We start from the raw sequence: 26,123 nt of genomic DNA, 5'->3' as shown, positions 1-26,123 counted from the left end.
TCTTTTTTATATTTTTAGCAAATGAAAAAGATAACTGCTCTTTTCTTTTTATTCTTATCCATAAACTGTTTTGCACAATTTAGCAAAACCCACTACATACCACCTTTAAGTGGTTCAAGTAATGTTGCTGCCGAAGAGCAATATATTTATATCTCAACTCCAAGTACTACACCCATAAATTTCAAAATAATTCAACTAGGAGGAACAATAGTAACAGGAATTGTATCACAAAGTAGCCCCTATATTTTTAATGTTGGTTATGGAAATGACACTCAACTTCACGTAAAAGAAAGTTTAATAAGTACTGTTTTAAACAACAAAGGATATGTTATAGAAGCCGAGGACGTTGTATATGTAACCGTTAGGGTAATAGCCGGAAATGGTAATCAGGCAGGAGCATTAGTTTCCAAAGGATTAGCCGCTTTAGGAACTCAGTTTCGGATTGGTGCGTTTACAAACACAGATATTAGTAGTCTAAGTGTAAATCATCTTACTTTCATATCAATCTTAGCTACAGAGAACAATACACTAATAAAATTTAGCGGAATTAAAACAGGCGTTTCTTTAATAAATAATGGTGGTGGAGCAACTCCCGCAAATATTACACTAAATAGTGGCGAAAGTTATGTTTTGGCTGTTAAAGGACCTAACAATGCCAACAGAGATGGCTTAATAGGTTCACTAGTGAGTTCAGATAAACCTATTGCAGTAAATTGTGGATCTTACGCTGGAACAAATGGTGATATACTCCAAAATGTCGACTTAGGTTTTGATCAGATTGTTTCTGCGGAAAGAACTGGTAAGGATTATATATTAATAAAGAGTACAGGACAAAATTTAGTCGAAAGAGTTCTTATTGTCGCAAATGAAGACAATACCGAAATATATTTAAATGATAATTTAAGTCCATCGAAAGTTTTAAATGCTGGCGAATACATTGCTTTGAATGGATCAAATTATAGTGTAGCTGGTAATTTGTATATTAGAACTTCAAAAAACACTTTTATCTATCAAAGTGTTGGCGATAATTCTAGAAGCGACCAAGCCAATCAAGAATTATTTTTCGTCCCTCCATTAAGTTGTGAAACTCCAAAGTTAATTGACAATATTCCTAATCTAAACCAGATAGGTTCCAGAACATTTACGGGTCGTGTAACAATCGTTACCGAGAAAAATGCAACACTAACATTTGCAATCAATGGAACACCGTTCTCGCTATCTGATTTACCTGCTACAGTGGATGGACCAAAATTAGTCACAGGAAATTCAAATTATGAAACCTATACGATAACGGGACTTTCTGGTAACGTATCTGCTTATTCTTCGGGACAATTATATCTTGCTTCCTACGGTTCAGATGGAGCGGCGACTTATGGCGGTTTTTATTCTGGATTTACTTTTAAACCACAAATAACTTTTGACAAAATAAATATTGCCCAGACTGGTTGTGTCTCAAATACACGTCTTTTCGTAAGCGAAATTACAGGTTTTGATACTTTCCAATGGTATTATAACAATGTAGCAATTCCTAGTGCAACTACAAACGTATTATTTCCAAAAGAACCTGGATATTACCATGTTAAAGCAACTATTGCTTCTTGTGGCACAACTTTAGAATCAGATAAAATTCCAGTTAGCGACTGTCCGTTAGATACTGATAATGACACGGTAAATAACAACATTGATATTGATCTTGATAACGACGGGATATTGAATAGTGATGAAGCTTACGTCTCTCTTATTAACCAATCTAATCCAACTACTAGCACCGATTTTAATGCTGTAATCAGTGGCAATGGTACAATAATAGGCAAACCTATTTATGGTTTTGTATCAGAAGTTCCTGCTGGAAAAGCAAATAACACATCTTATACCATTAATTTAACGACGCCTCAAAGCCTTTCAATAAATTATATTACACAAGATAGTCCGTCGCAAGCGACAGCTATTTCTGAGTATTTAAATTCTGAGGGTGATTTTATATTACGCGTGCCTTCGGACAAGACTATTACTTTGAGTGATCCTCAAAATCAATTATTAGTAGACACTAACTTCGACGGCATTTACGAAAGTGGCATTACTACATTTTCCTCATTTGAAATAAGATTTAGATTAAAGAGCACTACTCCATTGCTTCCTGGAACTGGCAGCTTTACATTTTCGACCTACCTTACAAATTCAATTACTTTAATTCATAATAATTTATCCGAAACCAACATAAATAAAGCGACATTTATGATTACTCATACTGAAACCTATGATACGGATTCAGATGGAATTCCAGATTTATTAGATTTAGATAGTGACAATGATGGAATTCCTGATACTATTGAAGCACAAGGAAAAGGATTTAAAATTTATTCCGGAATTGATGACAACAATAATGGATTAGATAATGCCTTTGAACCAGGAATAAACAAAATCAACACTGATAATGATCTCTTTGATTCTATTATAAAAAAATACGATATCATCGACTTAGATAGTGATAATGATGGAATTTATGATTTGGTTGAATCTGGAAGTAGCGCTCCGGACACGAATAATGATGGAATAATCGATGGACCGCCTTCCTCTTTTGGAAATAATGGCCTTTATGACAATCTTGAAACAACTCCCGACAGTGGCATTTTAAAAAAACCTATTGAAGATACGGATAATGACGGTAGCTTTAATTATATAGATTTAGACAGTGATAATGATTCTTGTTTTGATGTTACTGAAGCAGGTTTTACAGATAACAATAATGACGGCGTTTTAGGAAATAATCCAGTTACAATTAATGCTTTTGGAATCGTTACTAGCCGAATTAATGGTTATATGCTCCCTAACAGTAATTACCTCGTAGCAGCACCTATTAGTATCACTGAACAACCCAAAAGTCAATCAGAATGCGAATTACAAGCAACTTCATTTACTATCCAAACTAATGCCGTAACTGCCTATCAATGGCAGGTATCAATAGATGGAACTGCTTGGAATGATATTGTTAATGGTCCAACTTATTCAGGAGTAACTACAGATCAAATAATAATAAAAAGCGTAACTAATAATATGAATGGTTATCACTATAGAGTACTTTTAAGTAAAGTTGGAAATTCCTGTGGACTTATTTCTAACGCAGCAATTCTTACTGTTTACCCCCTACCAATAGTGGTAACACCTATTGAATTAATACAATGTGATGATGATTTAGATGGTTTTTCAACTTTTAATATTACTGAACAAAATAGTTCCATTTCTACTAATTCATCCAAAGAAATTTTCACTTATTATACCACTTTTGATGGAGCAAAAGCAAAAAATCAATTCGTTCAAATTGTTAATCCTATTAATTACAAAAGTAAAACAAATACTATTTGGACCCGAGTAGAAAATGCAAATGGATGTTTTAGTATATCTCAGTTAAATTTAGTTGTGTCATCAACACAAATTCCAACAACTTTTAGTCGCACCTATGAAACTTGTGACGACTATATAGATTCCACTCATGATGATATGGATGGGGTAAGTACATTTGATTTTAGTTCCACCACTTTAGATATTAAAGCAATTCTACCTTCCCCAAGTACATTATATGCTATAAAATATTACAACAATGAATTGGATGCTTTATCTGAATTAAATGAAATAACGAACACAACTACTTACAGAAATACAAATTCACCTTACTTCCAAGAAATTTGGGTCCGAGTAGAAAGTACATTAGACAACTCTTGTTATGGGCTTGGACCACATATAAAACTTAAAGTAAATGCAAAACCTAATATAAATACAAATGAGGATCATACCGATGATGCATTAGTGTGTTCGAATCTCGCTTCCTTTTTTGTAAAATTAAATGCTGGAGTTCATGATAGTTCGCCAACAGAAAACTACACTTATGTTTGGTCGAAGGACAATCAAGTTCTAGCAGAAAATACGGCATATACATTAGATGTGAATGCAACAGGAAATTATTCAGTTACGGTTACTAATGCCTCAGGTTGTAGCAGAATTAGGACCATTAATGTAACTGCTTCTGATGTAGCACATATTGAAACAATATTAGTTTTAGACTTAGTTGAAAACAATACTATTACAGTGAACGCTACTGGACAAGGGAATTATGAATATAGTTTAGATGCCATTTCTGGCCCCTTCCAGTCCTCTAATTTCTTTGACAATGTTTCAGCAGGGATTCACGAAGTATTTATAAATGACACCAATGGATGTGGCATCATCCAAAAAACGATTGCTGTTATAGGGGTTCCCAAATTTTTCACACCTAATGGCGATGGATTTAACGACTATTGGAATTTAAAAGGCGTAAATACTAATCTCAATTCAAAATCAATAATTTACATCTTTGATCGTTATGGAAAACTTCTCAAACAATTAAATCCCAATAGTATAGGTTGGGATGGAACTTTTAATGGACTACCATTACCTGCCGATGATTACTGGTATACAATAAAACTAGAAGACAGTAGAGAGGTAAAAGGACATTTTAGTATCAAAAGATAAGAAGCTCAATTATTTTAAATATTAAATTTTAATTGTTTTGTTATAATTCTGTTATAATTCTGAAAATTAGTACATTTGATATATTCAGATAGGTCATGAAAATAAATATTTTTTTTGTTTTGGTTTTTTCATTATTAATAACTCCTTTATTTGCACAAAAAGAAGCTGCAATATGGTACTTTGGAGGTAATGCTGGATTAGACTTTAACTCAGGAAGTCCAGTTGCATTAAATAATGGAAAATTGGTCACAAATGAAGGCTGCGCTAGTATATCAGATAAAAATGGAAACATATTATTTTATACTGACGGCTCAATTGTATACGACAAAACACATCAAGTAATGCCAAATGGTTATGGACTTCTTGGTCATAAATCAAGTACTCAATCGGCAATAATTGTTCCCAAACCAAAAAATCCTAATATCTATTATATTTTCACAGTAGACCAACCTAATCCCGATAATGTGGATGATGATTTAACAAATGATGAAGATCCTCCAAATGATGGTTTAAACTATTCAGTAGTAGATTTAAGATTAAATAATGGACTGGGTGACATCATAAGTACTGAAAAAAACATACATCTTATTACCTACAATCCAAATGATGCAGAAGATGTAAAATTTAAATGTTCTGAAAAAATTACTGCAGTTCAACATTTAGATGGTATTTCAATATGGGTAGTCACACATTTTAAAAACACTTTCTACTCCTTTAAAATTAGTACTCAAGGGCTAAATCAAAAACCCATTCAAACAACTACTCCTCTAGATGTTCCCACTAGTGGCTATATCTCTAATGCTATTGGTTACTTAAAAATTTCTCCTAATGGAAAAAAAATTGCCATGGCAAATACGGCGATAAGACTTACCAATGACTTGGGTCCAAAAGGAGAGGTAAGAAGAAATACAGGAAATGTTTTATTATACGACTTTGATGCAGGAACAGGTAAAATTAGTAATGGTATTACATTATTAAATAATGCCAATCCTTATGGAGTTGAATTCTCGGCAAAATCAAAAAAACTATATGTTACCGTAAACTTATTTGATCAAACTGGAAGAATGTCTTTGGGAAGTAATTTAATTCAATTTGATTTAAAAAATCCAAACATTCCATCTACAAATACAATTGTTAATAATTCGAATTATGTAGCGGGTGCGCTACAATTAGCCATTGATGAAAAAATATACCGTGTTGGTTACCCCAATGGCGGAGGATATATTGATAAAATGTCCGTAATAAACAATCCAGAATTAAATGGAACAAGTTGTAATTTTCTACAAAATGCTATTAGCTTAAATGGAGGAATATCACAGTTAGGATTACCCCCATTTATTACTTCCTTATTTCTATATACTTTTGAATATGAATTTAACTGCTTAGGAGATTCAACTCATTTCTTTTTAAACACTATTGAAAAAATTGACTCCGTGCAATGGGATTTTGGGGATGGTACAACATCAAATGCTATTGATGCTTATCATATTTACAAAAACCCCGGTGATTATAAAGTAACATTAATAAAAACTATAAATGGAGAAAATAGAGAGCCTATTGAAAAGACCATTACAATATATGAAAGTCCCATTATTTCAACGGATCCCTATACACTTGTTCAATGTGATACACAAGATTCAAATCCTTTAGATGGTCTTGCTACTTTTAATTTGGAAGCTGCAAATGATAAAATCACCTTCGGAAATAAAGAATATGATGTATTTTATTATCACACTATCAATGATGCAGAAAATGATGTCGACAATCTAAATTCTATCAACCCTATCTACAGAAACACTATTCCTGACGAATATATATACCTTAAAGTAACACAACCTAATTCATCTTGTTACAGAATTGGCACAGTAATTTTACATGCAAATAAAAACAATTCTATACTTCCAGAACCTTTGCATGAATGTGACAAGGGAGATGGAATAGGCGTATTTAATTTAGAAGAAAAAAAAGACGCAATTAGGAACGAGCTGGGGTTAACGCCAGATATTCTTTTGTTTTTTTACCCTACTGAACAAGATGCGTCATTAAGCACCAATGAACTTGAAAAAGAATATTCTTCAAATTCAAAAACTATATTTATTAGAGCTGAGAACAAAGAAGGATGTTATGGAACGGGACAATTTGATTTAATTGTAGAGCCAACACCAAAAATAAACACTTTTGAAAAAAGCATTCTTTGTGAAAGCGAAAACCCAACTATTACAATCAATTCAGGGTTAGGTCCACAAGCTTTATCAAGTGATTATACTTTTTTATGGTCAACAGGAGAAACGACTCCTTCGATTACAGTAACTAAAGAAGGAGATTATAAAGTTATTGTAAAGAATAAATCTGGTTGCAGTGAAACTAGGACCTGCAGTGTAATAATGTCATATTTAGCAAAAATACAAAATATCGATGTACAAGATTTAGCTCCAATTAATCAAGTTACAGTTGAACTTACAAATCCAGAAGACTATAGATATATGATTCATTTTGAAAATGGATTATCTACAGTATTTCAGGATAATCCAAATTTTAAAAATATACCTGGTGGATTTCATGAATTGATAATTGAAAACATAAATGGATGTGGCCTTGTAAAAAGAAATTTTGCCGTATTAGAAGCTGCACCTTTCTTTACACCTAATGGAGATGGGGCAAATGACAACTGGAATTTAAAAGGACTAAATGGGAGTGTTTATAAAAATGCAAAAATATTTATATTTGACAGATATGGAAAGCTGTTAAAGCAATTAAATCCCTCAAGCCCTGGTTGGGATGGAAATTACAACGGAGGCCCACTTCCTTCAGATGATTATTGGTTTACTATTGAACTCGAAGATGGTAGAAAAGCGAAAGGCCATTTTAGTTTAAAAAGGTAACTAAACACAAACCATTAAAGACTGAAATTCTAAAAGTAAAGACATAAAAAAAGCCATTCTTACGAATGGCTTTCATTTTCTATAATAATAAAATTAGATTTTAAATCTTTTTCTATCAGTTTCTGTCAAATAAATTTTTCTTAAACGAATAGATTTTGGAGTACACTCTACATATTCATCTTTTTGAATGTATTCTAATGCTTCTTCAAGAGAGAAAATGATTGGCGGGATAATTCTCGCTTTTTCATCATTCCCAGAAGAACGTACGTTAGATTGTTTTTTCTCTTTAGTTACGTTTACACACATATCATCACCACGAGAGTTTTCTCCAATTACTTGACCTTCGTAGATTTCAGCATTTGGTTCAACAAAAAACTTACCACGATCTTGTAACTTATCGATAGAATAAGGAATAGCTTTTCCTTTTTCCATAGAAATTAACGAACCTTTGTTACGTCCAGCAATTTCACCTTTGTAAGGTTCATATCCTATGAATCGGTGTGCCATAATAGCCTCACCAGCTGTAGCAGTAAGTAATTGATTACGTAATCCAATAATTCCACGTGATGGAATATTAAATTTCACAATCATACGCTCCCCTTTAGTTTCCATAGAAAGCATCTCACCTTTACGCATAGTAACAAATTCAACTGCTCTACCTGAAAGTGATTCTGGTAAGTCGATAGTTAACTCCTCGATAGGCTCACATTTTTTACCATCAATTTCTTTGATGATAACTTGTGGCTGACCGATTTGCAACTCATACCCTTCTCTTCTCATTGTTTCAATAAGAACAGATAAATGAAGTACACCACGACCAAAAACCATGAACTTATCAGCTGAATCAGTTTCACCCAATTTCATTGCTAAGTTTTTTTCTAATTCTTTTGTCAAACGGTCTCTAATATGACGTGAAGTTACAAATTTACCCTCTTTACCAAAGAAAGGTGAGTCATTAATTGTAAACAACATACTCATTGTAGGCTCGTCAATAGCAATAGACGCTAATGCTTCAGGGTTTTCAAAATCAGCAATAGTATCCCCAATTTCAAAACCTTCAACACCAATAATAGCGCAAATATCTCCAGCAATTACTTCTGTTACTTTTTTACGACCAAGTCCTTCAAAAGTATGTAATTCTTTAATTCTTGATTTAGAAACAGTACCATCTCTTTTTACTAAAGAAATTGGCATTCCTTCTTTTAAGACACCTCTTTCAAGACGTCCAATAGCGATACGACCCGTAAAAGCAGAAAAGTCTAAAGATGTAATTAACATCTGTGGAGTTCCTTCAGAAACTTTAGGTGCTGGTACATTTTCAATAACCATATCTAATAATGCTTCAACATTATCAGTTACGTTTTCCCAATGGTCAGACATCCAGTTATTCTTAGCAGAACCATAAACTGTTGGAAAATCCAACTGCTCTTCAGTAGCTCCTAATTCAAACATTAAGTCAAAAACTTTCTCATGAACTTCTTCAGGAGTACAGTTTTCCTTATCAACTTTATTTATAACAACACATGGTTTCAAACCAAGGTCAAGCGCTTTTTGCAATACAAATCGCGTTTGTGGCATAGGTCCTTCAAAAGCATCTACTAGTAGACAAACTCCATCAGCCATGTTTAATACTCGTTCTACCTCACCACCAAAATCGGCGTGACCAGGAGTATCAATAATGTTAATTTTTGTTCCTTTATACTGAACAGAAACATTCTTGGAAGTAATGGTAATACCTCTTTCGCGCTCTAAGTCGTTGTTATCAAGGATTAGATCACCTGTGTTTTCGTTGTCACGAAATAACTGACAGTGATACATAATTTTATCAACCAAAGTTGTTTTACCGTGATCGACGTGGGCAATAATTGCAATGTTTCTTATAGATTCCATCTGTGATTTTTAATGGGTGCAAAGGTACACTTTTTTTTGATAAAAAAAATAAATACCTAATACTTTACATATTGTTAACGCATTACAATCTAAAATTAACGTCAAAAATTTTCAAATAAATAACTTTAAAATGAAATTTTATATTTCATTTTAATTAATTACATTTGAGTAATGAAAAACAAAACGAATCAAATAACCGTAATTTATCTGCTCATCGCTATGTTTACGGCTATAGTTTTTCATAAACTATCCTTAATCTATTCAAAAGTAGAAAATTACGAAATTTTCAACTTCACAAAAGACCTATTCTTAGTACTATTTACAGGGCTAATTTACAGGTATATTTTATCCAAAAATGACAATCGAAATAAAGCCGTCTTTGAGAAACTCAAGAACACAAATGACGAAATTAAAGAGTCAAATGAAAAATATGACATTGTAGCAAAAGCAACAAGCGACACTATTTGGGACTGGAAAATACAAGATGACAAACTGCTTTGGAGCAAAGGAATAAAAGGTATTTTTGGATATAATGAGGACCAAGTAGGCGAAAGTTCAACATGGTGGTTTGACAAAATCCACCCAGAAGACAGTATAAGAATGTCTGTTAAACTATACTCGTTTATTGAGCAAAAAACAGAAAAATGGCAAGATGAATATCGTTTCAAATGCGCCGACAACTCTTATAAATATGTACTTGACAGAGGCTTCCTTTTAAAAGACGAAAGTGGCAAAGCTGTCAGAATGATTGGAGCTATTCAAGATATAACGAAACAAAAAGAAGAAGAACTTAGACTTAGATTATTAGAAACAGTAATCGTGCAAACTAAAGACTCTATAATTATTACTGAAGCTGACTTTAATAAAAGAAAACTACCAAAGATTATTTATGTGAACCCTGCATTTTCAATTATGACCGGATATTCTTCTAATGAGGTTATAGGAGAATCACCCGATTTATTAAAAGGGCCAAATTCTGATAAAAAAGAAATAAAAAAAATAATCTCTTCTATAAGAAACAGAGAAGAATGTGTAATAGAAATGATATGCTACAAAAAAAACAACCAAGAATTTTGGCTACGCTTTTCTATTATTCCAATTTATAATTCAGATAATGAATTATCTCACTGGGTCTCCATGCAACGAGATATTTCTGATGAGAAAAAACAAGAAAAAGAAAAAGAACAACTTATACTTGAATTAACTCAAACAAATAAAGATCTCAAGCAATTCTCTTATATTACTTCTCATAATTTAAGAGCTCCAATATCTAATTTAACAGGCCTTTTAAACCTAATCGAAGATATAACTATTAAAGACCCTGAATTAAAAGAAATCTTATATGGCTTTAATAAATCTACCCACTTACTTAACGAGACTGTCAATGATTTGACCAAAATCATGATAATAAAAGACAACCCTTCAATTCAAAAAGAAGAAGTCTCATTAAAAGAAGTTTTTGAAAATGTTTTTAGCCAACTTACCTTTCAAATAGACACTCATAAGCCTATCTTAAAAATTGATTTCGAAAAAGTTTCTGTATTAAATATAAACAAGTCTTATATTGAAAGCATATTACTCAATCTTTTGACTAATTCTATAAAATACAAGTCTGAAAATCAAAAATTAAAAATCACAATAACTGCAAACCAAGTTAACGATACCATAACATTACTATTCAAAGACAATGGAATTGGAATTGATTTAGAAAGAAATCGAGATAAAGTCTTTGGTCTTTACCAAAGGTTTCATAATTACCCAGACAGCAAAGGACTTGGACTCTATCTTGTAAAATCACAAGTAGAAGCGATGGGAGGAACGATTCAAATTGAAAGTACGGTAAATAAAGGGACTACTTTTACATTAATATTCAAAAACAAATAACCAATGCTAGATCTAATTTTATGTGTTGATGATGACCCCATAACACTTATGTTATGCAAAAAAGTAATCGGAAAAACAACATTTTCAAATAAGATAATTACAGCCCAAAATGGAGAAGAAGCACTCTCCTATTTTGATGCAATAAAAAACGACTTTGAAGTTAATAACAAATCTACACCACTCCCACAATTAATTTTTCTAGACTTAAACATGCCTGTAATGGGAGGATGGGAGTTTCTAGACTGTTTTAGTAGTTCAGATTATTCTAATTTCAACACTATTAAAGTAGTCGTTCTTTCCTCAACAATAGACCCAGAAGACCTGCAAAAAGCAAGCACTTATCCAATGGTTATAGACTTCCTATCTAAACCCATCACCTTATCAATGCTTGATTACCTCTCAAACAAAATCTAATATTCAACAACATAAATAAGTCATTATTAAAAAATAAAGCATATAAAAAAAGCTCCTTAAAAAGGAGCTTTTTTTATATAATCGATAAATTGAATGTATTACAATTTAGCAACAAATTTCGTTAATTTAGATTTTAAATTAGAAGCTTTGTTATCATGAATGATATTCTTTTTAGCTAATTTGTCAATCATAGATATTACATTTGACAATTTAGAAGTAGCATCTACTTTATCAGTAGCTATTCTTAACGCTTTGATAGCATTACGAGTAGTTTTGTGTTGGTATCTATTTAATACTCTTCTCTTTTCGTTACTTCTGATTCTCTTTAGAGCTGACTTATGATTTGCCATTTTATTATGTTTTTATCTTTTACTATTCTTTTTTGTAGTCCGTAAGGGAATCGAACCCCTGTTACCAAGACGAAATCTTGGCGTCCTAACCCCTAGACGAACGGACCATTATCCTCCTAAGTTTTTATCAATCTAAATTGAAATTGTAGCCCGTAGCGGAATCGAACCGCTCTTACATGGATGAAAACCATGCGTCCTAACCGATAGACGAACGGGCCATTTTTCCCTCTAAGTTTGGGATTACTTTAACCTGCAAAAAAAATAGTAGCCCGTAGCGGAATCGAACCGCTCTTACATGGATGAAAACCATGCGTCCTAACCGATAGACGAACGGGCCCTGCTTCTCTAATGCGGATGCAAAAATACAACTATTTTTGAGAAGTGCAATAGCAGACTTGAAAAAATTTAAAAAAATTAATATGCCTTTGCAAAAAGAACTCTTTTACCAGAAGGATTCCCAGTAAACACGCAGTTTCCCGACTCTTCTATCGCATCCAAAGGCACACATCTTATAGTAGCTTTGGTCAAATCTTTTATCTTCTCTTCAGTAGCAGCCGTTCCGTCCCAATGAGCTGATACAAAGCCTCCTTTAGTATCCAAAACTTCCTTAAACTCATCAAAACTATTTACTTCAGTGATATGAGTGTTACGATAATTTAATGCCTTATTAAATAAATCTTCTTGAATTGTAGCTAATAAATCACTGATATAAGTCGCAATTCCATCTTTAGGTTGCACTTCTTTTGTTAAAGTATCTCTTCTTGCTACTTCAAAAGTTCCGTTTTCTAAATCTTTGGGACCAACAGCAATTCGCACTGGAACCCCTTTTAATTCCCATTCAGCAAATTTAAATCCTGGTTTTTGAGTAGTTCTGTTATCATATTTCACTGAAACATTCCTTTTTTTCAATGCATCTATCAATACATTTACTTCAACTGTAATTTCATCAAGTTGTTCGTCCGTTTTATAAATAGGCACAATAACCACTTGAATAGGAGCCAAATTAGGAGGTAAAACCAATCCTTTATCATCTGAATGCGTCATTACTAAAGCACCCATCAATCGAGTTGAAACTCCCCATGAAGTTCCCCACACAAATTCTTGCTTTCCTTCGGCATTAGCAAATTTTACATCAAAAGCTTTCGCAAAATTCTGACCAAGAAAGTGAGACGTTCCTGCTTGCAATGCTTTTCCGTCTTGCATCAATGCTTCGATACAATACGTTTCCTCAGCACCAGCAAACCGTTCTGTTTCTGTTTTTATTCCTTTTACAACAGGAATAGCCATGAAATTTTCGGCAAATTCAGCATAAACGTTCATCATTTTTTCCGATTCTTCAATAGCTTCATTTCTTGTTGCATGAGCTGTGTGCCCTTCTTGCCATAAAAACTCAGCTGTTCTCAAGAATAAACGCGTTCTCATTTCCCATCGAACTACATTAGCCCATTGATTAATCAATAAAGGCAAATCACGATAAGACTGAACCCATCCTTTATAAGTTGACCAAATAATCGCTTCACTTGTTGGTCGAACAATAAGTTCTTCTTCTAATTTAGCATTAGGGTCAACCATCAATTTCCCAGGTTTATCTGGATCATTTTTCAGTCTGTAATGCGTTACAATAGCGCATTCTTTAGCAAATCCTTCTGCGTTTTTTTCTTCGGCTTCAAACATGCTCTTTGGAACAAATAAAGGAAAATAGGCGTTTTGATGCCCTGTTTCTTTAAACATTCTGTCTAGTTCTGCTTGCATTTTTTCCCAAATGGCATAACCGTAAGGTTTGATAACCATACAGCCTCTAACTCCTGAATTTTCGGCTAAATCCGCTTTTACAACCAGCTCGTTATACCATTTTGAATAATCTTCTGATCTTGTAGTAAGGTTCTTACTCATATTGAATAGTTTGGCACAAATTTTGTTTTGTTTTATTTAACTAAATAGTTCCACAAAACTAACTATTTTTGTAATGTGCAACAATAAAAAACCATACAGATATGAAAACTAATATTTTTTCATCCCAAAATACGCCAATTTATTCTATTATTGTATTTTTGAGTCTCTTATTCACTTCATGTGGATCCTATCAAAATAGCTCCTATTATGAACGTGATGGAATTTACGGCGGAAGCACTTCTAGCAGAACTGAGAGAGCTCCACAAAGTAATGAAAACAATCACTACAAAGACTATTTCAGTTCTCTCCAAGATGAGAATCAATCAACTGAGATTTTTACGAATATTGATGAATACAGTGATTACGATGCTGTAAATGATAGTTTACAACAATCAAACTCCAATTATGCTGACTGGGGAAATAATTATTCAAGAACAGATATTACAATACAACCAAACAATTGGGGAATCGGCTTTGGTTACGGAATGGGCTATTCATCATATGGATTAGGCTACGCTAATTACGGTTGGGGTTATCCTTATAACAGTTGGGCATATTCTAATTACGGATGGGGTTACCCTTATTACGGGTATGGGTATTCTAACTTTGGATGGGGTTATCCTTATTATGGCTATGGCTATCCATATTATGGTTATTCTAATTATGGATACAATTATTATAACAATCGCAATTATTCATACAATCCAAGTAGAAGAGGTTCTTCTTCTTACTATTCTAATACAGCAAATACAAACCGAAACTATAGCTCAAGAAACTATTCTCCAAACAGAACAAGCACTAATAGAAGTAGCAATACAGTAGACTATAGAAGAAACAATACAAATTTTAATACCTCAAGAACAAGTCCAACTTTTACTAGAAGAAGTGAATCACAAAACCAATCTTACAACACTCCAACTCGAAGAGTCAATACAAATACTAGTAGACAAACAAATTCAAATAGCTCAAGAAATGACAGCTATTCTCCATCAAGATCTAACAGTTCTTACAATAGCGGTGGAAACAATAGCAATAGTGGAAGATCCTCATCTGGCGGAGGCGGATCTTCATCTGGTGGAGGAAGATCATCATCTGGTGGAGGAAGAAGATAATAACAATTCATATTTATAAAAAATCATCAAAATGAAAAAATATATATTTTTAATAATGACAGGCTTAACTTTCGGTGTCGTACAATCACAAGAGGTAACCGATGCATTACGCTTTTCACAAGACAACTTAAACGGTACCGCACGATTCAAAGCAATGAGCGGTGCTTTTGGCGCTCTTGGAGGCGACCTATCTTCTCTAAGTGTTAATCCAGCTGGTTCAGCTGTATTTATAAACAATCAAATCGCAGTTACGTTAAGCAATAATGATATTAAAAATAATTCAACCTATTTTGGAACTACAACAACCGATAATAAGAATTCATTTGACTTAAGTCAAGCTGGAGGAGTTTTTGTTTTCAAAAACCAAAACCCAAGTAGTAATTGGAGCAAAATTGCTGTAGGTATCGATTATGAAAATACCAATAATTATAATAATTCTGTATTTTCTGCAGGAACCAACCCAACGAATTCCATCGCCAATTACTTTTTAAGTTATGCAAATGGAGTTCCTTTAAATACACTTGAAAATTCAAATTACGGTAGTTTAGACCACGGAACGCAACAAGCTTATTTTGGATACCAAGGGTACGTCATAAATCCTGAAACGACTGACGCTAACAACACCCAATACAATTCAAATGTTGCTCCAGGTGGAAATTACTACCAAGAAAATAGCGTCTACACTACTGGTTATAATGGAAAACTTTCTTTTAATGCTTCTACTTCATATAAAGATAAATTATACCTAGGAATAAATCTTAATTCACACTTTGCAGATTTCAGACAGTCTTCTGTTTTTTATGAAGACAACAACAACGCTTTAGACTCTAATTACAAAGTTACTAAAGCACAGTTTAATAATGAATTATACACTTATGGAACAGGATTTTCATTCCAATTAGGCGCCATCGCTAAAGTGACCAATGAAATGCGATTAGGACTAGCCTATGAATCATCAACATGGTATCATTTAAGTGACGAACTTTCTCAAAAACTTGTTGCTGTAAGTAGCAATGTTGACGGCTCTTTACCATCGGATGTAGTTGACCCAAGAATTACTAATGTTTATGCACCGTACAATTTACAAACACCAAGTAAATTAACAGGGAGTTTTGCTTATATTTTTGGAAAATCAGGATTAATAAGCATTGATTATGCGATAAAAGATTATAGCAAAACTAAATTCAAGCCAGAGAATGATGCCTATTTCAGTGGATTAAATAACACTATGAGTAACACTCTTAACAATACTGGCGAGCTAAGAATTGGTGCCGAATATAAAATTGAAAAAATAAGTTTAAGAGGAGGATATCGATATGAACAAAGTCCTTACAAAAACGGAACAACAATAGGAGACTTAACTGGATATTCAGGCGGTTTAGGCTACAACTTTGGATCTACTAAAGCGGATTTAGCTTATTCTTACGCCAAAAGAGATTCACAACAAGGATTTTTTAGTCAAGGGTTAACTGATGGAGCCAAAATCAACTCCATTAACAACAACATTACTTTCACCCTATTATTTGAATTGTAAATAATACGAAGAAACAATTACAAACCGTCTCGTTCTAATTTTAACAAGACGGTTTTTTTCTAGCCTTAATAGCAGTGAAAATCCTCCCGATTTTTCTCAGGAGATTACTTCACTAAATCTTTATTTAGAAAGGAGTTCAGTGAACTTCGTTTGTATCGGATAGCAGGAATAGCTCCATAAAAAATAGCTAAAAAGAAGGGAAACAAGTTCTGTTTGAATAAAAAAGCGTAATTTTGCACTCCAATTTACAAATCTATGAGAACCAAGTCTTTAAAAAAGAATAAAATCAACGTGATCACCCTTGGGTGTTCAAAAAACATATACGATAGCGAAGTTTTAATGGGGCAACTTCGTGCCAACGGAAAAGAGGTTGAACACGAGGCTCCAGCAGAAACAGAAGGTAACATTATTGTTATTAATACGTGTGGATTTATTGATAATGCCAAAGCAGAATCAGTAAATATGATTTTAGAATATGCCGATAAGAAAGAAAGAGGATTGGTTGACAAAGTTTTCGTTACAGGTTGTTTATCTGAACGTTACAGACCTGATTTAGAGAAAGAAATTCCAAATGTGGATCAATTCTTTGGAACAACTGAATTACCTGCGTTATTAAAAGCCTTAGGAGCGGACTATAAACATGAATTACTTGGGGAACGTTTGACTACTACTCCAAAAAATTATGCCTACTTAAAAATTGCTGAAGGTTGCGATAGACCATGTAGTTTTTGTGCTATTCCAATTATGCGTGGAAAACACGTTTCTCAAACTATTGAAAAACTAGTAAAAGAAGCAGAAGGTCTAGCAAGAGATGGTGTAAAAGAATTAATTTTAATTGCTCAAGATTTAACTTATTATGGTCTTGATATTTACAAAAAACGTAATCTTGGTGAATTATTAGAAGCACTAGTTAAAGTAGAAGGTATTGAATGGATTCGTTTGCATTACGCCTTCCCTACTGGTTTTCCAATGGATGTTTTGGAAATCATGAAACGTGAACCAAAAATTTGTAATTATATTGATATTCCATTACAACATATTTCAGATTCTATATTGAAATCAATGCGTCGTGGAACAACACAAGAGAAAACAACTAAATTACTGAAAGATTTCCGTGCAGCAGTTCCAGAAATGGCGATTCGTACGACTTTAATCGTAGGATATCCAGGAGAAACACAAGAAGATTTTAACATCTTAAAAGACTGGGTTCAAGAAATTAAATTTGACAGAATGGGTTGTTTTGCTTATTCTCATGAAGAAAACACACACGCTTACTTATTAGAAGACGATGTTCCAGCTGATGTAAAACAAGACCGTGCAAACGAAATAATGGAACTGCAATCACAAATTTCATGGGATTTAAACCAATTAAAACTAGGTAAAACATTCAAATGTATTATCGACAGAAAAGAAGGCGGTCATTTTGTAGGAAGAACTGAATTTGACAGTCCTGATGTAGATAACGAAGTTCTTATTGATGCTTCTAAATTTTATTTGAAAACTGGTGATTTTGCTATGATTAAGATTATTGAAGCAACTGAATTTGACTTATACGGAGAGCCAGCCTAATTTTATATTATCTTATTCCACATTATAAATCACTAAAAAAATAAACATGAAAACAATTCACTCTTTACTAGTTTTGACACTTGTGTTATTATCAATTAATTCTGTTTCGGCTCAATATGGAAATAATGGGTATGGTGGTTATGGTAATGGATATGGCGGAGGTGGTTATGGTGGAGGACGAATGGGGCAAATGAGTCAATTGAATCAAGGCCCAAGTCATGATAAACCTAAGGAAATACCTGTAGAAGTAACCGTAGGTAAAATAATGGAAAAACTAAAACTTGAACTTGATCTTGACGCTTTACAAGAGATTGCTATATCAAATGTTTTAATTGAAAGCATTCGCTCTCAAGGAATTTTAATAAAGGGAGAGACCAGTCAAGAGCAAAAAATAGAGGAAATAAAAGCGCTTTCTGAAACTACTGACAGAAAAATTAACGAATTTTTGAATGAAGACCAAAAAGTAAAATACAAAGCACTAAACGAAGAAAGCAACAGCAAAAAAAGATCAAGAAGAAATAGATAAAAATTATTGATCAACAATAAGCCCCTTGTTAATACTATGAAAAAATATTTTTATTACTTCATTCTTACAATTGTTATTACATCCTGCTCCACAAATCCATATAAGGCAAGTGAAAAGGAATATGATAGCAAACTAAAATCTTTTAAAGAAACAATTTCAAGTAAAGAACCAGAAGCATTACCTATTGTCACAAAAACTATAATTAGTATTGATAATGTGTACACAAAACAATTATATACTTTTAAAGATACAATATCTAAAATGGGGTCTACCCCAATAGGAAATGGTATAAAAACGGAATGGATTGGAACTGTAAATTTTAATTTACGTAAACCAAATTTTATTATCATACACCATACCGCACAAGACTCGATTCAACAAACTATCAAAACATTTACTCTTACAAGAACACAAGTAAGTGCACATTATGTGATAGGAGATGATGGAAGTGTAGTACAAATGCTAAATGACTACTTACGCGCCTGGCATGCTGGCAGTGGATCATGGGGGAAAAATACAGATGTAAATTCGGCTTCAATAGGAATTGAATTAGACAATAATGGCACAGAGCCCTTTTCAGAAGCTCAGATAACTAGTTTAATGGCGTTATTGAGTAAATTAAAAAGAGAATACAACATTCCTGCTCAAAATATTATTGGCCATTCCGATATTGCTCCTACTCGAAAAAATGATCCAAGTACCCTATTCCCTTGGAAAACATTGGCCGAAAATGGATTTGGAATATGGAAAGATGATCTTTTAGAAACAGCTCCAGTAAATTTTAATCCAGAGCAAGGGTTACGAATTATAGGATATAACACAAAAAATCTTTCAGCTGCAATTATAGCTTTCAAACGCCATTTTATTCAAACAGATGTAAGTGATATACTAGATGAAAATACAATAAACACTATTTATTCCATATACAAAAAACAATAGCTAGTAGTTTATAGACTATAAAAAAAGAGTTTTCCATATGGAAAACTCTTTTTTTATAGTCTTATTTTATGAAGCACTATCGAGACAATACATCATAAAAAAACTGCCAAAATACTAGAGTTATTTTGACAGTCAAAAAAAAAAATTATAAGTTATTATTACAAATATATAATCTAAAATTCTTTTATGGTTTATGGTTAGAAACCATATACAACTCCAAAAGCAAACTGTGCAGCAGATTTTGTTGCAGCCATATTAGAGTCAACAAATACTTCATCAGATGAATTATCTATTCTAAACTCCGGAATAAATGTTAATCCTCCTGATTTTAAATTGGCTGAAAATGTTAATGCAGTAACTGAAGTATCTCCAGAACCTTTTTTATAATCAAAATACTCCCCACGTAAACCTAAGCCAAAGTTATCAGAGATTGCATAAGATGGGTACAAAGCAACACCTGTATAACCAACATCACCATCGTTAGAGTAATCAGCAGCATTAAGACCTAATAAAAATTTATCAGAAAGTTTGAATGTTGCAGTTAAGTCAACGATTGTACCACTTACTGAACCATCCATAAAGTTGATGTAAGCATTTACCCCTTCAGTTGGAGCTAAAGACAATTGAGCTCCAAAAGCGTTTAATCCTTTAAATGCATCTGCTTGATAAGAATTCCAAGCATCATTAAATGCACCTACCATTAAACCTACTTTATCAGTTATGGCGTAGTTAGCTTTAACACCTGCATTTTGGAATGGTCCATTAGTAAACAAATAAGAAGTTGAATAATGGAAATTAGCTAAAGGAGAAATCACTTCATATCCTATAAATGTTCCCATAAAACCAGCGGTAAAACTTAATTTATCAGTTGCTGCATAAGTAGCATACAAGTTTTGAATATGGAAAGAGTTAGCGCCTAACTCATCGTAAGTACCATCGGAATTTAAGATAGATTGAAATTGCCCTCTAGGACCAAAAGAAATCTCACCTACAAAAGAGGTTTTACCAGTTGTTTTTTTCAATGCGATATCGATCATTCCTAAAGAAACAGAGTTTTGATCTGAAGCAAAGCTTGTTGGGATGTTTGCTGTTTTAGAAAAGTCATATTTATAATAAAGATCTCCCGAACCTGAAATTTCTAATGGTGTTGATGTTGGTGCATCTTGAGCAAATGTCATAGTTCCCGTCAGCACAAAAGCCAACATAATTACTACTTTTTTCATATTAATTTAGTTTTAGTTAGTTACTTTTTTAATCGTTTTTTAATGATAAAAAATGTTAAAGAAGGAATTTTTCCTTGTTCTGGGGACGAATTTATTAACTTTTATTTAAGATAAATAAATAAAATCCGAATTTTTAACTTAAAACCGTTAGAATTATTAATTACAAAAAAACACTTTAAAAAAATAAGTATTCCTCATTTTTGACGATGTAAAAACAAAATATTCATAACGCGTTTCTCAGTCAAACCCCCTTGTTTTTCAAACAATAAATAGTCAAAACAAAATAAAAAACGATTAAAAACAATAAAAAACATGCTAAAAACACAAATACCCCTATTAAAAAATAGGGGCACCCATATAAACTACAAAGAAAAAAAAAACAAATTTCACTATTAAAAAACTACACTGTTATTTTTACAGTCTATTTTATCACACTATTCTTTATTATATTTCCGTAATAATTCTCGCACCTTAATTCCAGATTCTTTCAAATCTATCTTTTTCCAATTTCCATTTGACTTTGCCGATTTTTTTAGAATTGAACAGGTTTCGTCTTTATCAGAAACCGACCATGTAATCCAACTTATTTTTTTTGATTCCATCCAATCAATATATTCTTGCCAAGCCTTATAGTCTAATGGTCCATCTCCAGTGGCTTCCATACCAGCAGACTCTGAAACAAAAATGGGTAAACCAGATTTTATCGCTTTATCTGTTCTGTCTCGCAATACTTTTTGATGAGTCGCTGCATAAAAATGCATGGTATACATTAGATTCTTATATCCTTTTATAGGATCCTCTGCAGGAAGGTTAACATCTTGATCCCAGCGAGGACTCCCTACTAAAATTACGTTGTTAGGATCGTTAGTTCGTATTACCTTTATTACTTCTTCAGCATAAGCTTTTACTTCGGGCCAAGTTTCGTAATCTGGTTCATTAAAAACTTCATATATAATATTAGGATACTTTCCGTATTTTTTTGACATCTCATCAAAAAATACTTTAGACTCTTCCAAATTAATATTATGGCTATGCCAATCAATAATCACATAAATATCCGATTTGATGGCTCCTTTTACTACTGCTTCAATTTTTTCTTTTGAGAATTCAGGCTTCTTAATGTAAGGACTTTCTCCAGCTTCAACACCCATAGCTACTCGGACAACAGTACATTTAAAATCTTTCTTTAACCAACTTACTGCATCTTCATTATAAAACCGTGGCCACATACTATGCCAACCAAAGCTCATCCCTCTCAATACTATAGGTTCATTATTAACATCCACAAGTTGTGTACCTGCTACTTTTAACTGCCCGTGCTTTTTTACAAATTGAGCAGTCATTAGACTGGAACACATTAAAAGCAACATTATAATAATCTTATAAATTATACTCATAGTTTATTTTTATTTAATTAGTTTCAAAGTAATTACATCATGAGAAGCAATAGTAACCATAAAATTCTTGTTGGTAGTACCTATATCCTTGTTATTCCAAAGGTCTTTCAACTTGAATATTGTTTTATTGAAATCGGCTTCAAAGCCAAAGTCAGGGTCTTTAATTGGGTTCTTTTTCCAATCAAAATTAATATTTTTAGCTACTTCTGTTCTGTTTAAAAATGTAACTGCCCAGTTTCCATCAGATAATGGCTTCACCCATACTTCTAATCCATCTACTGCTGAAAGTTTAAACCCTTGAATCCCTAATTTATCCTGATTGACTGCAATTAATGCCTTATTAGTTAAAATCGCCAAGGTTTCTTTAGACATTTTTCTGAAATCATTACCTGCTATTAATGGTGAAGCTAACATGGACCACATCGTAAAATGGGTTTTATCTTCAGTATTTGTCATTCCATCACCCACTTCCATCATATCAAAATCATTCCAATGGTCAGGTCCTGAATATTTACGAATGTCTTTACGCATTTCGGCAATTTTCATAAATCCCCAAGAAGACCAGTTTCCTTCTTCATGGTGAAATTCACAATCAAAACAAGGATAAATATCTCCCGAAATTCTCCAAAGATTCCCAATCGGTTCCCCCCATTCCCAAGGTTTATTATCTCCCCATTCACAAAGACTAAAAACAATAGGTCTTCCCGCTTTTTTAAGCGCGTTACTCATCGTTGCATACGCTTCGGGAGCATTAATTCCTGCTGTATTACACCAATCATACTTTAGATAATCTATTTCTAGGCTAGCGTAAAATCGTGCATCTTGATATTCATATCCTCGTGTACCTGGATACCCTGCACAAGTTTGTGTTCCTGCACAATTGTATAGTCCAAATTTCAAACCTTTAGAATGAACATAATCAATTAAGGCTTTCATTCCACTTGGAAATTTAATAGGATCCGGAACTAAATCTCCATTAGCATCTCTTTCTCTAGTCATCCATCCATCATCTAGGACAATATATTTATAACCAGCGGCTGCCATTCCTGTACTTACCATAATATCGGCAGTTTCTTTTACTAGTTTTTCATTTATATTGGTTTCAAATGTATTCCAAGAATTCCAACCCATTGGTGGAGCCATAGCAAGACCTTCAAATTTTCCACCAGTTTGATTCACTTTATTTCCTTGGCTAAAGCCTACAAAAGAGGTTAGTAATGTTAAAAAACTTATTGTTATTTTTTTCATATTTAATTATTAACATAGATTAAAAAAAAGAATTCCCTAATTTTTAAATTAGGGAATTGCTCAACCAAACTCACTTAAACAAAATATTATTTTAAGACAAATCCCATATCGTCCATAAGGATTGTATTTCCTCCAAAACTACCTGACTCTTGTAAAGTCAACTGATCAAATGTAGTAGGATTGCCAATTTCAGAAAAAGGAATCTCGATATAGGTCCAATCAGTTGATAGTGCCTTTTTAATTTGAAATGCCCATCCTCCAAAAACAAATATAACACTGGCATCTGCATTAGTAGAAATGCTTTTAACACGAACTCTAAATGCTTTATATTTTGTTACATCTCTGGAAGCAAACTTCATATCAGCACCATTCCATCCACCAAAAATAAATTTTATACTTTTTAACCCTTGAGCCTTATCCGAAGTGTAATCGGTATTAAAAGTATCAGCCCCATTCCACATCCAATGCCCCGCATCTCCTTGCAAAGCATCATCATAAAGTGCCGAACCAATAGCAGCAGCAGATTTAATCGTACCTGAAATAGTGGTTACATTTACATATTTACCATCTGAATTTGCAGGAATTTTTACTTTAATCTCTGTTAATGAAGACGAAATTACTGGAGTAGCAGTTGTACCGATAGTCACCACAGGGTCAAGAAAAAAGTTCCCGTATATTGTAATAATATCGCCCTCAACAGCATTGATTGGATTAAATCCAAATAATAAAACAGGGGCTGGCGGAGCCACAACAAATGGATAAGTTACAGTCCCATTTTTAGTAACAATCTTTAACTCATTAGATGAGTTTGCATATGGAGTATTCAAATCAATAGTTACAAAAATTGCTGTATCCGTTACTAAAGTTGGGTTAAAATAAGTATCCGTATCATTAAAATATATTTTTTCAACAGTACTAAAACCAGACCCTTTTATGATATACACATTATTTGCAAAACCAACAGCTGTAGGTACTAAATCCCCAGCTTCTGACTTACTCACGCTTTCAATTGTCAAAGCTGATGATGCAGTCCCATTATCGTCATTTGAACATGAAGATAGTACACTAATAAATATTGTAGCCATCATCAGAAAGCTCAATAAATATTTTATTTTTAATTTTTTCATAATCATTATTTTTTAATATTATTTGAAAGTATAAGGAACTGGAGCTTCCAATAATTTTGGATTTTTAGCAACATCATTATCTGGGTAAGGCATTAAAAAGTCATTAGCCTGTCTATTTACCGGGTCATAAATTGGAGTAAAATAGGCAGAACCATTCTTATCTCCTCTATTTTGAGCAGCCATAATTGCTATTGCTTTTGTTTTATCAATTCTCCCTAAATCAAACCAATAATCTCCTTCAAAACATAACTCTAACCTTCTTTCTTTAAAAATATCATCAAAAGTAATTGATGTTTTACTGGCTAATCCTGCTCTATTTCTAACAGCATTAAATGAACGTAATGCTGCTGCATCACCTGTACTTGATCCACCTGCTAAAATAGCCTCAGCGTGTATCAATAGCAACTCAGCATAACGCATCACATAGCTATTATTATCCATCATCGCCCAGGCATCTGTTGGTCCAGTTGCATCAGATTTTACACCAATGCAATATTTCTTAATTCCTCCCCCAGAACCTTGAGCATTATTTTCATCAGGAACAGTAAAACCAATCCCTGTTGTAGTGTTCATATTAGGATATACATCTCCAGGAGTCATTACAGTTTCATGTTTTCTTTTATCTCCAGTAACATATAAAGACATCACTTCTTGAGAAGGACCAAACACACCTCCATAGGAAGCATTTGAAGTAGAAACTGTAGATGAACTTATACCAAATTGTGTATTGCAATTGTTTCCTGAACCGTAATTCCCATCCCCTTTCCATTGTAATGCAAATATTGATTCTTCATTATTGTTGTTTTTATACAAAAATAAATCAGCAAAACTTTTATCTGGTAATTGATCGCCTCCAAGAAGTTTAAACTCCCCACTATTAATTACACTCTCTGCCATCAATTTAGCATTAGGATAATCTTTTTGGTATAAGTAAACTTTAGCTAAAAAAGCTTTTGCAGATCCTTTTGAAACATGTCCATTAACCCCATAATTAGCCCCTCTAGTTCTATCAGCTAATCGATCAATCGCTTGGAGATAATCCATAGTGATTAACTTATAGATATCTTCAACTGAATTAGTATTAACATTAGGATTACTAGAGAAATCTAAATTGTTTTCTATAATAGGTACAGCTCCCCATATTCTCACTAAATCAAAATAGGCAGTCGCTCTCATAAAATAAGCTTCTCCAATTGTGTTTTGAACAACAGCTGGATTAACTGCTGAACCAACTCTTGATTCCAAGAAATTAATTATTGCATTAGCTTGAGCGACATTAGCCCAAAGTGACGCCCAACCATTTTCCAATTCAGGATCACTCCCGTTTAAAGAAAATGTTCTTAAACCACTTACATCTGGTGAACCTGAATACATGTTACCTGATCCTACTTCTAGAGCCCAATAGAACTTATTATACATTTGAAACCAAGTTCTACTGTACATCCCATTAGTAGCCGATGCTACCTGCTCATTAGTACTGTAATAAGAATCTAAACTTATTGCATCCTCTGGAGGTCTGTTTGTGAAGTCTTCCTGACAAGACCCAAAAACTAAAAATACAATTGCTACACTAAGCAATCTATAGGTGTTAAAAAAAGTTTTATATTTCATCTTTCTAATTTATTATTT

Annotated in this window: 17 protein-coding genes and 3 tRNA genes; 9 read left to right on the top strand and 11 right to left on the bottom strand. The window is 33.1% G+C overall.

The window, feature by feature from the left end:
* Positions 1-21: 21 nt before the first annotated feature.
* Both AB3G33_RS09175 and AB3G33_RS09170 read left to right on the top strand, forming a co-directional pair.
* Positions 22-4,506: a T9SS type B sorting domain-containing protein gene (locus tag AB3G33_RS09175; RefSeq protein WP_367768502.1), complete on the top strand. Its 4,485-nt coding sequence runs from the start codon at positions 22-24 to the stop codon at positions 4,504-4,506.
* Positions 4,507-4,601: 95 nt separating this feature from the next.
* Positions 4,602-7,388, top strand: a complete 2,787-nt coding sequence (locus AB3G33_RS09170) for a T9SS type B sorting domain-containing protein (RefSeq protein WP_367768499.1) — start codon at positions 4,602-4,604, stop codon at positions 7,386-7,388.
* A gap of 93 nt (positions 7,389-7,481) precedes the next feature.
* Here AB3G33_RS09170 and typA read toward each other — a convergent pair whose 3' ends face one another.
* Entirely contained in the window at positions 7,482-9,278 is a 1,797-nt protein-coding gene (gene typA / locus AB3G33_RS09165; RefSeq protein ID WP_367752001.1) for a translational GTPase TypA, read from the bottom strand.
* 171 nt (positions 9,279-9,449) lie between these two features.
* Between typA and AB3G33_RS09160 the strand changes: the two genes are divergently transcribed.
* Together AB3G33_RS09160 and AB3G33_RS09155 are read left to right on the top strand one after the other, a co-directional pair.
* A complete protein-coding gene (locus AB3G33_RS09160) occupies positions 9,450-11,162 on the top strand; it encodes a PAS domain-containing protein (protein WP_367768497.1) in 1,713 nt (570 codons plus the stop codon).
* 3 nt (positions 11,163-11,165) lie between these two features.
* Positions 11,166-11,576, top strand: a complete 411-nt coding sequence (locus AB3G33_RS09155; protein ID WP_367768496.1) for a response regulator — start codon at positions 11,166-11,168, stop codon at positions 11,574-11,576.
* Between the two features lie 98 nt (positions 11,577-11,674).
* Here AB3G33_RS09155 and rpsT read toward each other — a convergent pair whose 3' ends face one another.
* The 5 genes from rpsT to proS form a co-directional block, all read right to left on the bottom strand.
* Positions 11,675-11,926 (bottom strand): 30S ribosomal protein S20, encoded by a 252-nt coding sequence (gene rpsT / locus AB3G33_RS09150; RefSeq protein ID WP_072941373.1) that lies wholly within the window; start codon positions 11,924-11,926, stop codon positions 11,675-11,677.
* 35 nt (positions 11,927-11,961) lie between these two features.
* A tRNA-Glu gene (locus AB3G33_RS09145) sits at positions 11,962-12,033 on the bottom strand.
* Positions 12,034-12,072: 39 nt separating this feature from the next.
* Positions 12,073-12,144: transfer RNA gene (locus tag AB3G33_RS09140), tRNA-Glu, on the bottom strand.
* Positions 12,145-12,191: 47 nt separating this feature from the next.
* A tRNA-Glu gene (locus AB3G33_RS09135) sits at positions 12,192-12,263 on the bottom strand.
* Between the two features lie 77 nt (positions 12,264-12,340).
* Positions 12,341-13,819, bottom strand: a complete 1,479-nt coding sequence (proS, locus tag AB3G33_RS09130) for a proline--tRNA ligase (protein WP_367768494.1) — start codon at positions 13,817-13,819, stop codon at positions 12,341-12,343.
* A gap of 101 nt (positions 13,820-13,920) precedes the next feature.
* Between proS and AB3G33_RS09125 the strand changes: the two genes are divergently transcribed.
* From AB3G33_RS09125 to AB3G33_RS09105, 5 genes are all read left to right on the top strand, one after another.
* Positions 13,921-14,931 (top strand): hypothetical protein, encoded by a 1,011-nt coding sequence (locus tag AB3G33_RS09125; protein ID WP_367768491.1) that lies wholly within the window; start codon positions 13,921-13,923, stop codon positions 14,929-14,931.
* A 31-nt stretch (positions 14,932-14,962) separates the two neighbouring features.
* Positions 14,963-16,465, top strand: coding sequence for an OmpP1/FadL family transporter (locus tag AB3G33_RS09120; protein WP_367768488.1), 1,503 nt, complete (start codon positions 14,963-14,965; stop codon positions 16,463-16,465).
* 255 nt (positions 16,466-16,720) lie between these two features.
* Positions 16,721-18,034 carry a 30S ribosomal protein S12 methylthiotransferase RimO gene (rimO, locus tag AB3G33_RS09115; RefSeq protein WP_367768485.1) on the top strand — a complete coding sequence of 438 codons (1,314 nt, stop codon included), beginning with the start codon at positions 16,721-16,723 and terminating at the stop codon, positions 18,032-18,034.
* 46 nt (positions 18,035-18,080) lie between these two features.
* Positions 18,081-18,560 (top strand): hypothetical protein, encoded by a 480-nt coding sequence (locus tag AB3G33_RS09110; RefSeq protein ID WP_367751987.1) that lies wholly within the window; start codon positions 18,081-18,083, stop codon positions 18,558-18,560.
* 36 nt (positions 18,561-18,596) lie between these two features.
* Positions 18,597-19,499 (top strand): N-acetylmuramoyl-L-alanine amidase, encoded by a 903-nt coding sequence (locus tag AB3G33_RS09105; RefSeq protein WP_367768482.1) that lies wholly within the window; start codon positions 18,597-18,599, stop codon positions 19,497-19,499.
* Positions 19,500-19,696: 197 nt separating this feature from the next.
* Here the strand turns inward: AB3G33_RS09105 and AB3G33_RS09100 are convergent, their stop codons facing one another.
* From AB3G33_RS09100 to AB3G33_RS09080, 5 genes are all read right to left on the bottom strand, one after another.
* Entirely contained in the window at positions 19,697-20,722 is a 1,026-nt protein-coding gene (locus AB3G33_RS09100; protein ID WP_367768479.1) for an outer membrane beta-barrel protein, read from the bottom strand.
* A 434-nt stretch (positions 20,723-21,156) separates the two neighbouring features.
* Positions 21,157-22,119, bottom strand: coding sequence for a glycoside hydrolase family 5 protein (locus AB3G33_RS09095; protein WP_367768476.1), 963 nt, complete (start codon positions 22,117-22,119; stop codon positions 21,157-21,159).
* Positions 22,120-22,128: 9 nt separating this feature from the next.
* A complete protein-coding gene (locus AB3G33_RS09090) occupies positions 22,129-23,367 on the bottom strand; it encodes a glycoside hydrolase family 27 protein (RefSeq protein ID WP_367768474.1) in 1,239 nt (412 codons plus the stop codon).
* An 86-nt stretch (positions 23,368-23,453) separates the two neighbouring features.
* Positions 23,454-24,494 carry an IPT/TIG domain-containing protein gene (locus AB3G33_RS09085; RefSeq protein WP_367768471.1) on the bottom strand — a complete coding sequence of 347 codons (1,041 nt, stop codon included), beginning with the start codon at positions 24,492-24,494 and terminating at the stop codon, positions 23,454-23,456.
* Between the two features lie 18 nt (positions 24,495-24,512).
* Positions 24,513-26,105 carry a RagB/SusD family nutrient uptake outer membrane protein gene (locus tag AB3G33_RS09080; protein ID WP_367768468.1) on the bottom strand — a complete coding sequence of 531 codons (1,593 nt, stop codon included), beginning with the start codon at positions 26,103-26,105 and terminating at the stop codon, positions 24,513-24,515.
* Between the last annotated feature and the right edge of the window lie 18 nt (positions 26,106-26,123).

Origin of the sequence: Flavobacterium sp. WC2421 (assembly GCF_040822115.1) — a bacterium.
Classification (GTDB): domain Bacteria; phylum Bacteroidota; class Bacteroidia; order Flavobacteriales; family Flavobacteriaceae; genus Flavobacterium.
The sequence above is the reverse complement of the archived record's forward strand: the minus strand, read 5'-3'. Positions and strand labels throughout refer to the sequence as shown.